This window comes from Mesorhizobium sp. M2A.F.Ca.ET.037.01.1.1 (genome assembly GCF_003998075.1).
Taxonomy (GTDB): Bacteria; Pseudomonadota; Alphaproteobacteria; order Rhizobiales; family Rhizobiaceae; genus Mesorhizobium.
This window is the reverse complement of the sequence record NZ_RZSA01000167.1, coordinates 1-8,891: the sequence shown is the minus strand read 5'-3', so window position 1 is coordinate 8,891 and position 8,891 is coordinate 1. Positions and strand designations below refer to the sequence as shown.

Genomic DNA, 8,891 nt, shown 5'->3' with positions numbered 1-8,891 from the left:
AGACAGCCTCGCGATGGCAAAGAGCCACAAGCTCGGGCGTGAGCGACATCTGGCGCATGGAAGGCAAACCCCTCTTTGCCATCGCGAGGAGATCGATCCCGGTCCGAGCGGGGAGTGGACGCAGCTCAGCGACGACGATTTCGGCGCGCTCGCCACGCGTCTTGCCGACGAAGCCGATGAGGGACCGCTTTGGGTGTTCGCCTATGGCTCGCTGATCTGGAAACCGGCCTTCGAGTCGGTCGAGCAGCAGCGCGCCTCGGCGCATGGCTGGCATCGCTCCTTCTGCCTGGATCTCGTGCGCTGGAGAGGCAGCGCTGAGCAGCCCGGACTGATGATGGCGCTTGAACGCGGCGGACGTTGCGACGGCGTCATCTACCGCCTGCCGGACGACGACAAGACCGCCCAGATCGAGAGGCTGCTGCGACGCGAGATCGACGACCACGAGAGCGTCGCCTCCGTCAGATGGGTTCCGGTGCGGACGGCGCAAGGTCGGGTGCGGGCGCTGGGCTTCTGGGTCGGTGTGACGGGCAGGGGGACGTCGCTCGGGCAGCCGCTGGAGAAGGTGGCTTGGGTGCTGGCGCGCGCGTGCGGCCATGTCGGCTCGGGTGCTGAATATCTCTACAACACCGTCAGCCATCTTGAGACCTTCGGCATCCATGACCGCAATCTGCGGCGGCTGCAGGAATTGGTGGCGGACGAGATCCGGTCGATCCATGGCCACCGGGTCACAAATCATGACGCGGCAGAGATCAATGAGGCGGCTATAACATGATTTAATTTGTCATGTTTTTACTCAACCTTTTCAGGGGTTTGGCCGAAAATTGACCAATTGATAAAAAAATAAAACGTGCTAGCCTTCCCCAAAACGACAACAAGGGGAACTGGAATGGCGACTGGTCATTTCATCGAGGGCATTGCCGGCGGCCGGCTGTCTTCCGAGCAATATGCCGACAATTTTTCCGACCTGCACCCGCCGCTCGATCACCACGAAGCGCTGGTCGAATCCGACCGCTGCTATTTCTGCTACGACGCGCCCTGCATGAATGCATGCCCGACGTCGATCGACATCCCGCTGTTCATTCGCCAGATCGCGACCGGCAATCCGCTGGGCTCGGCCAAGACGATCTTCGACCAGAATATCCTTGGCGGCATGTGCGCCCGCGTCTGCCCGACCGAGACGCTGTGCGAAGAGGTCTGCGTGCGCGAAGTGGCCGAAGGCAAGCCGGTGCAGATCGGCCGGCTGCAGCGTTACGCCACCGATGTCGCGATGAGCGAGGGCAAGCAGTTCTACAAGCGCGCCGAGCCGACCGGGAAAAGCATCGCCGTGGTCGGCGCCGGTCCGGCCGGGCTGGCGGCGGCGCATCGCCTTGCCCGCCATGGCCATGAGGTGACGATCCTGGAGGCACGGCTGAAGTCCGGCGGCCTCAATGAATATGGCATTGCCGCCTATAAGAGCGTCGACGATTTCGCCCAGGCTGAGGTCGACTATGTCACCGCGATCGGCGGCATCGACATCCAGAACGGCAAGGCGCTCGGCCGCGACTTCCAACTGGCCGACCTGATGCGCAACTATGATGCGGTGTTCCTCGGCATGGGGCTCGGCGGCGTCAATGCGCTGCGCGCCGAGGGCGAAGACGCCGACGGCGTCACCAACGCGGTCGAGTTCATCGCCGAACTGCGCCAGGCGAGCGACCTCTCCAGCCTGCCGGTCGGCCGGCGCGTGGTCGTCATCGGCGGCGGCATGACGGCGGTCGATGCCGCGGTGCAGTCGAAGCTGCTCGGCGCCGAAGAGGTGACGATCTGCTACCGGCGCGGCCAGGAGCATATGAACGCTTCGGAGTTCGAGCAGGATCTGGCCGCCGCCAACGGCGTCACCATCCGCCACTGGCTGAAGCCCAAGCGCGTCATTGGCGAGAACGGCAAGGTCTCGGCCATCGAGCTCGAATACACCGCTATGAGCGGCGACAAGCTTGTCGGCACCGGTGAGCGGCTCACGCTCGTCGCCGACCAGGTGTTCAAGGCGATCGGCCAGAGTTTTGTGCCGGCGCATCTCAACGGCAGCGCAGAGGCGATCGAGCTCGAAGGCGGCCGCATCAAGGTCGACGCCGAAGGACGCACGTCGCTGGCAAAGGTCTGGGCGGGCGGCGATTGCATCTTCGGCGGCGACGATTTGACCGTATCGGCGGTGGCGCAAGGGCGCGACGCGGCCGAGAGCATCCACCGGGCACTGACCTCTAACGGGAGGGCATGAGCATGGCAGACATCCGCAACAACTTCATCGGCATCAAGTCGCCAAATCCGTTCTGGCTGGCGTCTGCGCCGCCCACCGACAAGGCCTACAATGTCGAGCGCGCCTTCAAGGCCGGCTGGGGCGGCGTGGTGTGGAAGACGCTCGGCGAAGAGGGGCCGCCGGTCGTCAATGTCAACGGTCCGCGCTATGGCGCGATCTGGGGCGCCGACCGCCGGCTGCTTGGCTTGAACAACATCGAGTTGATCACCGACCGCGACCTGCAGACCAACCTGCGCGAGATGAAGCAGGTGAAGATAAACTGGCCGGACCGGGCGCTCATCGCCTCGATCATGGTGCCTTGCGTGGAGGAAAGCTGGAAAGCGATCCTGCCCTTGGTCGAGGAGACCGGCGCCGACGGCATCGAGCTCAATTTCGGCTGCCCGCACGGCATGAGCGAGCGCGGCATGGGCTCGGCGGTCGGCCAGGTGCCGGAATATATCGAGATGGTGGTGCGCTGGTGCAAGCAGTACACGCGCATGCCCGTCATCACCAAGCTGACGCCCAACATCACCGACATCCGTAAGCCGGCGAGAGCCGCGCATGCCGGCGGCACCGACGCCGTGTCGCTGATCAATACGATCAACTCGATCACCGGCGTCGATCTCGACTCCTTTGCGCCACAGCCGACCATCGACGGCAAGGGCTCGCATGGCGGCTATTGCGGCCCGGCGGTGAAGCCGATCGCCATGAATATGGTGGCCGAGATCGCGCGCGATCCCGAAACCCGCGGCCTGCCGATCTCGGGCATCGGCGGCATCACCACCTGGCGCGACGCCGCCGAGTTCATGGCGCTCGGCGCCGGCAATGTGCAGGTCTGCACGGCGGCGATGACCTACGGCTTCAAGATCGTGCAGGAGATGATCGCCGGCCTGGAAAACTGGATGGACGAGAAGGGCCACGCCTCGCTCTCCGATATCATCGGCCGCGCCACGCCCAACGTCACCGACTGGCAGTATCTCAACCTCAACTATGTCGCCAAGGCGCATATCGACCAGGACGCCTGCATCAAATGCGGCCGCTGCCACATCGCCTGCGAGGACACCTCGCACCAGGCGATCACCAACATGGTGGATGGTGTGAGGCATTTCGAGGTTATCGAGGCTGAATGCGTCGGCTGCAATCTGTGCGTCAATGTCTGCCCGGTCGAAGGCTGCATCACCATGGAGCCGCTGGCTGCCGGCGTCGTGGATCAACGCACTGGCAAGCCGGTGTCGCCGATCTACGCCAACTGGACGACGCATCCGAACAATCCGATGGCCAAGGTAGCGGCGGAATAAGCTCGGGTTCCTCGCGCCACGACAGTGGGGAGAGGTGGCCCGGCGAAGCCGGGACGGAGAGGGCCCTTCGCGGCGGCTGGACCGCCGACGGCCTTGATTGCCTTTTTTCCCTGCGCCTCGTCCTTGACCGGTTTCTGGCTTCGCAGAGGGTGGTCCCCCTCTCCGTCCTGGCTTCGCCGGGCCACCTCTCCCCCGCTTTGCGGGGTGCGAGGAACCCAGGTCCTGCGAAGCGCCGTTCTCTCACATTGCCTTGATGAATGGCAGAGCAATTTGCATTTTCCTATTGCAGATAAAAATTATCCACGATAAGTTATATCCACGAATTGGAGATCGGCACGATGAAACTGGGCGATGGCGTTGAGGCGGCCATCCACTGCGCGGCGACGCTGGCCAGTGTGGACGGCAACAGCACCATGCCGGGCGCGGCGCTGGCGGAGTGTTTCGGGCTGTCGCCGAGCTATCTGTTGAAGCATCTCAACCAGCTCACGGCGGCGCGCATCCTTGAATCGGTGCCGGGGCCGGCGGGCGGCTACAGGCTGGCGCGGGCGGCGGAACGTATCACGCTGCTCGATATCGTGCTGGCGGTCGAGGGCAGGGAGCCTGCCTTCCGCTGCGGCGAAATCCGCCAGCGCGGCCCGGTCAAGATCGACGCCTCGGCCTATGTGAAGCCCTGCGGCATCAACGCCGCGATGCTCAGGGCCGAGCGCGCCTATCGGGCGGCGCTTGCCGACGTAAAGCTGTCCGATCTCGTGGCGGAGTACGCGGCCGAAGGCGACCCGCGCTCCTATGCCGCGAGCTGCGCCTTCGTCGAGCGCCACCAGCGGCCGCAGAAATCCGCTTCATCCAAGCAGACTTAAACCCCTAACCCCACCCAAAAAACTGGAAGGAAAGACGATGAAACAGAGATTGCAGTTCTTTGCCAAGGCCCCCGAGATCATGAAGGCGGTGTCGGCGCTCAACAAGGCCGTCGACGAATGCGGGCTGGAAGTGAGCCTGTTGCACCTGGTCAAGCTCCGCGCTTCGCAGATCAATGGCTGCTCATACTGCGTCGAGATGCACAGCCGCGAGGCGAGGCGCGACGGCGAGACCGAAACCCGGCTCTATCTCGTCGCCGCCTGGAAGGAATCGCCGCTGTTTTCCGAGCGCGAGCGTGCCGCTCTCGCATGGACCGAGGCCGTGACGCTGATCGCCGACAATGGCGTGTCGGACGAGCTCTACGCCAGCACGCTCGAGCATTTCTCGGAAGAGGAACTGGTCAAGCTCTCGGTCGCACTAGGCATGATCAACACGTGGAACCGGTTGTGCATTCCCTTCCACGCCATCCATCCGATGCCGGCTGCCAAGGCTGCCTGATCCTAGGGCGCGCGGATGGGAGTCCGCGCGCATCCTCTAGGCCGCGAACCTCAAGCCGCCGTCGCAGGTCAGCACCTGGCCGGTCATGAAGCCGTTGGAGACCAGGAAGGCAATCGCCTCGGCGACATCCTCGGCGCGGCCGATGCGGCCGACCGGCGTCTTGCCGGCATATTCGGCAAACACCGCTTGCCGCTGATCGTCCGGCAGAAAGTCCCACCATGGGGTGTCGATGACGCCGGGGGCCACGACGTTGACGCGCAGCGGCTTCAGCTCGACAGCGAGGATCGGCGCGACGGTCAAGAGCATGCCGTTGATGGCGCCGATGCCGGCGACGCCCGGCGCCGCGATCTGCGCCGAGACAGCCGAGATGAAGGTGACCGATCCGGTCTTGTTCAGCGTCGGCAGGGCTGCCTGCAGACAGGACAATTGCGGCCGGATCTTTTCGTCGACGCCGCTGCCGATATCGGCGAGGTCGAGCGTCGCGAACGGTCCCAGCCCCTTGCCGCCGCTCGCGGCGAGAACCAGGTGATCGAACGGCCCTAGGTCTTTGAAAAACCGCTGCACCTCATCAGGATTGCCGGCATCGAACGCAGCCTTGTCGGCTGAGCCGCCCAGGCTCTTCCACGCAGCCTTGAGTTTTTCCTCATTGCGGCCGGTGATCGTGACTTTCATGGCGGGGCTGACCAGCTTTTTGGCCGTCGCGAGGCCGATGCCGGATGAGCCGCCTATGATGACGCAATGTTCGATGGTCTCGCTCATGGGTGTTGTTCCTTGGATGTTGCAGAAGATTGTCCGGTCAATTCTAGGCTCAGCGCCCGCAGCCGGCGGCGCGCCTTTTCGTCATAAGCCTGCGCATCGGCGCGCGATTCCCGCTGGCCGTCGAAATAGCGACCGCTGCGCCCTTCGAGCGCCGGCGACGTCGCGAGGTTGAGGATGGCGTCGGCGCCGGTTTCGACCGAGCTCCATGGCGTGACGCCCGCCTGCCGGACCATAGTCGTGTCCATGTAGCTTGCCGGATGTAAGGCGTTGACGGTGATGCCGGTGCCCTCGAGCTGCTGAGCCAGATCGACGGTGAACAGGATCTGCGCCAGCTTGCTCTGGCAGTAGGCGCGCACGCCGCTATAGCCATGCGTCAGCATGACGTCGACGAAATCGATCGCCTGCTGGCCGGCCGAGGCGACATTGACGATGCGCGCCGGCGCGCTTGCCTTGAGAAGCGGCAAGAGCTCGGACGTCAGCAGGAAGCCGGCGAGATAGTTGACGGCGAAGCGCAGCTCGTAGCCGTCGGCGCTGACCTGCCGCTTGGCGCCTTGGCCGCCGGTGCCGACACCGGCATTGTTGATCAGGATGTCCAGCCTGTCGGTCCTTGCGCGCACGGCTTCGGCGAGGCGGCGTACTTCGGCAAGCGAAGCGAGGTCGGCGGCGAGGAATTCCGCCTTGCCGCCCTTGACCTCGATCGCGGCGACCGTCGCCTTGCCGCGACCTGTGTCGCGGCCATGCACCAGCACGCGGGCTCCGGCGGCGCCGAGCCTTTCGGCGACCACACGGCCGACGCCGTCGGTCGAGCCGGTGACGAGAATGGTTTTGTCCTTGAGTTCCATGTCCAGAGCCTCCTTGCGCTGCTCTGAACGGAAAGATGGGACACCGCGCGCATCCCAAACAGTTCAAACTTTATCCTGGTATCAGTACTGCTATAATACGCGCATGGATGCCGTCGCTCATTCCCCCGAAGATCACCGCCGGCGCGAGCTCGGCGCCTTCCTGCGTTCGCGGCGCGAACGGCTTTCGCCTGATGCCGCCGGCATCGCTTGCGGCGCGCGGCGGCGCACGCCGGGCTTAAGGCGCGAGGAAGTGGCGATGATCGCCGGCGTCGGCACGACCTGGTACACCTGGCTGGAGCAGGGCAGGGACGTGCGGCCCTCGGTCGAGGTGCTGTCGGCGCTTTGCCAGGCGCTGCGGCTCGACGGCGCCGAGCAGCGCCATCTGTTCACGCTCGCCGGGCGCCAGCAGCCGGAGTGGCGGCGCATCGTGCAGAGCAAGGTCGAAGGACCCTTGCTGCACATGCTGCAGAGCCTGGTGCTGCAGCCCGCCTATGTCGTCGGCCCGCGCTGGGACGTGCTGGCCTGGAATGACGCGGCGGTCGCCATTTTCGGCGATTACGGCCAGCTGGAGGGCGATGCCCGCAACATCCTCCACGGCGTCTTCACCGATCCGCACCGGCGGCACCTTTTGGTGGACTGGGAGCAGCTGGCGCGCGCGACCCTTGCCGCGTTCCGCGCCGAGAGCGCGAAATACACCGGCGATCCGGATTTCGAGCGGCTGATCGCGCTGATGATGCGCTCAAGTCCGGAGTTCCGCGAATGGTGGCCGCAGCGCGATGTCGTGCACAGGCTTTCCGGCCTGAAGCACCTGCGGCATCCGATCGCCGGCGCGATGACGTTCGAGCATATGAGCCTCTCGATCGACGACGGTTCGGATATGAGGCTGATCGTCTATACGCCGCTTGCCGAGCAGAACTCGGTAGCGAAGTTGCGGAAGCTGCTCGAGGAGCTTCCGACCGAGCGGCGCAGCGCGTGAGGTCGATTGCTGGAAGGCGGAGCCGTCCGAGAAAGGCAGCGGCAAGCCCATCACTTCGTCATCCACGGGCGGAGCAAGGAGCGTAGCGACGCAGCGCAGACCCGAGGATCCATTCCGTGACTTCAATGCGCTTCTGCGGTGCAGAATTCTGCTCCGCTGCGCCCTTCGATCAAGATAACGGAATGGATCCTCGGGTCTCCGCGTCCGCTTCGCCCGTGGATGACGAAGTGACGACGCCTCGCCAGTCTCCAAGGTCGGCAACAAGCAGATGACGGAGACGGGTCGCACCCGCTAAGCCATCTTGTCGACGCTAGCCCTTCGGCTTCAACCCATCCAGGAACAGCTGCTCCAGAAACCGCGCCGCGTCCTCGAAGCGGCCGTCGCCGCCGCGATCGGCGCCGAGCACGGCGCGGACCTGGACATCGAAATCGGCATAATGCTGCGTCGTCGCCCAGATCGAGAAGATCAGGTGCCAGGGATCGGTGCGGGCGATTTTTCCGGCGCGCATCCAGCCTTTGATGACGGCGGCTTTCTCGTCGACCAGCGTCTTCAACTCGCCCTCCAGCATCGGCTTGATGCGTGGCGCACCCTGCAGGATCTCGTTGGCGAAGAGCCGGCTTTCACGCGGGAAGTCGCGTGCCATCTCCAGCTTCCTGCGGATATAGCTCCTGAGTTCCGTCAGCGGGTCGCCGATGTCGTCCAGCTCGCGCAGCGGCGCCAGCCAGGTGTCGAGCAAGCGCTGCATCAATGTCCCGTGAATGTCTTCCTTGCGGCGAAAGTAATAGAGAAGGTTGGGCTTCGACATTCCGGCGGCTTCAGCGATCTGGTCGATGGTCGAGCCGCGAAAACCGTTGGCGGAGAAGACTTCGAGCGCCGCTTCCAGGATCAGCTCGCGCTTTTCCTGCTGGATGCGGGTGCGGCGGGGAGCGGAGCCTTCCATCGTGTCCGTCATCCTTGCAATCCGCCGCGGCGCCCATCTGGACCAATTCTCTGGACCAGTTTTTCCTTGGGCTGTGGAGCGCGCTTTTTATGCCGCATTTCCGCTAGTAATCCCTTGACCGCCGACAGGCGGCGCTAACGTTTGTCCAACCGGTCAAAAATTTGCGTAGCATGAAAACGCAGCAAAGACCAAGCGTTGGCCGCACCGAAACAGGTTACAAGGGGAAGTCCTGGTCATGTCCAACCGGCTGAAAGTCACGCCGAACGATCTCAGCGCATTCTGGATGCCGTTCACGGCAAACCGGCAGTTCAAGCAGGCGCCGCGCATGTTCGTGTCCGCCAAGGACATGCATTACACCACCAGCGACGGCCGCAAGGTGCTCGACGGCACCGCTGGCCTGTGGTGCGTGAACGCCGGCCACTGCCGGCCGAAGATCACCGAGGCGATCCAGCAC

The 8,891-nt window shown here is 64.2% G+C and carries 9 protein-coding genes and 1 pseudogene; 7 read left to right on the top strand and 3 right to left on the bottom strand.

The window, feature by feature from the left end:
* Positions 1 to 13 precede the first annotated feature (13 nt).
* The 5 genes from EOA27_RS11080 (at position 14) to EOA27_RS11060 (ending at position 4,920) form a co-directional block, all read left to right on the top strand.
* Complete coding sequence (locus EOA27_RS11080; protein WP_127256155.1) at positions 14 to 772, top strand: gamma-glutamylcyclotransferase; 759 nt, start codon at positions 14 to 16, stop codon at positions 770 to 772.
* A 114-nt stretch (positions 773 to 886) separates the two neighbouring features.
* Entirely contained in the window at positions 887 to 2,251 is a 1,365-nt protein-coding gene (locus tag EOA27_RS11075; RefSeq protein ID WP_126081945.1) for an NAD(P)-dependent oxidoreductase, read from the top strand.
* Between the two features lie 2 nt (positions 2,252 to 2,253).
* Complete coding sequence (preA, locus tag EOA27_RS11070) at positions 2,254 to 3,567, top strand: NAD-dependent dihydropyrimidine dehydrogenase subunit PreA (protein ID WP_126081946.1); 1,314 nt, start codon at positions 2,254 to 2,256, stop codon at positions 3,565 to 3,567.
* Positions 3,568 to 3,905: 338 nt separating this feature from the next.
* Complete coding sequence (locus tag EOA27_RS11065) at positions 3,906 to 4,424, top strand: Rrf2 family transcriptional regulator (RefSeq protein WP_126081947.1); 519 nt, start codon at positions 3,906 to 3,908, stop codon at positions 4,422 to 4,424.
* A gap of 37 nt (positions 4,425 to 4,461) precedes the next feature.
* Positions 4,462 to 4,920: a carboxymuconolactone decarboxylase family protein gene (locus EOA27_RS11060; protein ID WP_126081948.1), complete on the top strand. Its 459-nt coding sequence runs from the start codon at positions 4,462 to 4,464 to the stop codon at positions 4,918 to 4,920.
* A 36-nt stretch (positions 4,921 to 4,956) separates the two neighbouring features.
* Here the strand turns inward: EOA27_RS11060 and EOA27_RS11055 are convergent, their stop codons facing one another.
* Both EOA27_RS11055 and EOA27_RS11050 read right to left on the bottom strand, forming a co-directional pair.
* On the bottom strand, positions 4,957 to 5,679 hold the full coding sequence (locus tag EOA27_RS11055; protein WP_126081949.1) for an SDR family oxidoreductase: 723 nt from the start codon (positions 5,677 to 5,679) through the stop codon (positions 4,957 to 4,959).
* A complete protein-coding gene (locus EOA27_RS11050; protein ID WP_127256153.1) occupies positions 5,676 to 6,521 on the bottom strand; it encodes an SDR family oxidoreductase in 846 nt (281 codons plus the stop codon). The genes EOA27_RS11055 and EOA27_RS11050 overlap by 4 nt, the downstream gene beginning before the upstream one ends.
* Positions 6,522 to 6,624: 103 nt before the next feature.
* Between EOA27_RS11050 and EOA27_RS11045 the strand changes: the two genes are divergently transcribed.
* Positions 6,625 to 7,497 (top strand): helix-turn-helix transcriptional regulator, encoded by an 873-nt coding sequence (locus EOA27_RS11045; protein ID WP_127256151.1) that lies wholly within the window; start codon positions 6,625 to 6,627, stop codon positions 7,495 to 7,497.
* Positions 7,498 to 7,807: 310 nt separating this feature from the next.
* On the opposite strand, the gene EOA27_RS11040 is transcribed toward EOA27_RS11045, so the two are convergent.
* On the bottom strand, positions 7,808 to 8,437 hold the full coding sequence (locus EOA27_RS11040) for a TetR family transcriptional regulator C-terminal domain-containing protein (RefSeq protein WP_126083753.1): 630 nt from the start codon (positions 8,435 to 8,437) through the stop codon (positions 7,808 to 7,810).
* Positions 8,438 to 8,672: 235 nt separating this feature from the next.
* Between EOA27_RS11040 and EOA27_RS11035 the strand changes: the two are divergent.
* A pseudogene (locus EOA27_RS11035) lies at positions 8,673 to 8,891 on the top strand (aminotransferase class III-fold pyridoxal phosphate-dependent enzyme); the annotation flags it as partial.

What these genes read in the sequence shown, in the direction of transcription:
- EOA27_RS11080 (WP_127256155.1), top strand. Translation starts at nt 14, where the DNA reads ATGGCAAAGAGCCACAAGCTCGGGCGTGAGCGACATCTGGCGCATGGA.
- EOA27_RS11075 (WP_126081945.1), top strand. Translation starts at nt 887, where the DNA reads ATGGCGACTGGTCATTTCATCGAGGGCATTGCCGGCGGCCGGCTGTCT.
- preA (WP_126081946.1), top strand. Translation starts at nt 2,254, where the DNA reads ATGGCAGACATCCGCAACAACTTCATCGGCATCAAGTCGCCAAATCCG.
- EOA27_RS11065 (WP_126081947.1), top strand. Translation starts at nt 3,906, where the DNA reads ATGAAACTGGGCGATGGCGTTGAGGCGGCCATCCACTGCGCGGCGACG.
- EOA27_RS11060 (WP_126081948.1), top strand. Translation starts at nt 4,462, where the DNA reads ATGAAACAGAGATTGCAGTTCTTTGCCAAGGCCCCCGAGATCATGAAG.
- EOA27_RS11055 (WP_126081949.1), bottom strand. Translation starts at nt 5,679, where the DNA reads ATGAGCGAGACCATCGAACATTGCGTCATCATAGGCGGCTCATCCGGC.
- EOA27_RS11050 (WP_127256153.1), bottom strand. Translation starts at nt 6,521, where the DNA reads ATGGAACTCAAGGACAAAACCATTCTCGTCACCGGCTCGACCGACGGC.
- EOA27_RS11045 (WP_127256151.1), top strand. Translation starts at nt 6,625, where the DNA reads ATGGATGCCGTCGCTCATTCCCCCGAAGATCACCGCCGGCGCGAGCTC.
- EOA27_RS11040 (WP_126083753.1), bottom strand. Translation starts at nt 8,437, where the DNA reads ATGGAAGGCTCCGCTCCCCGCCGCACCCGCATCCAGCAGGAAAAGCGC.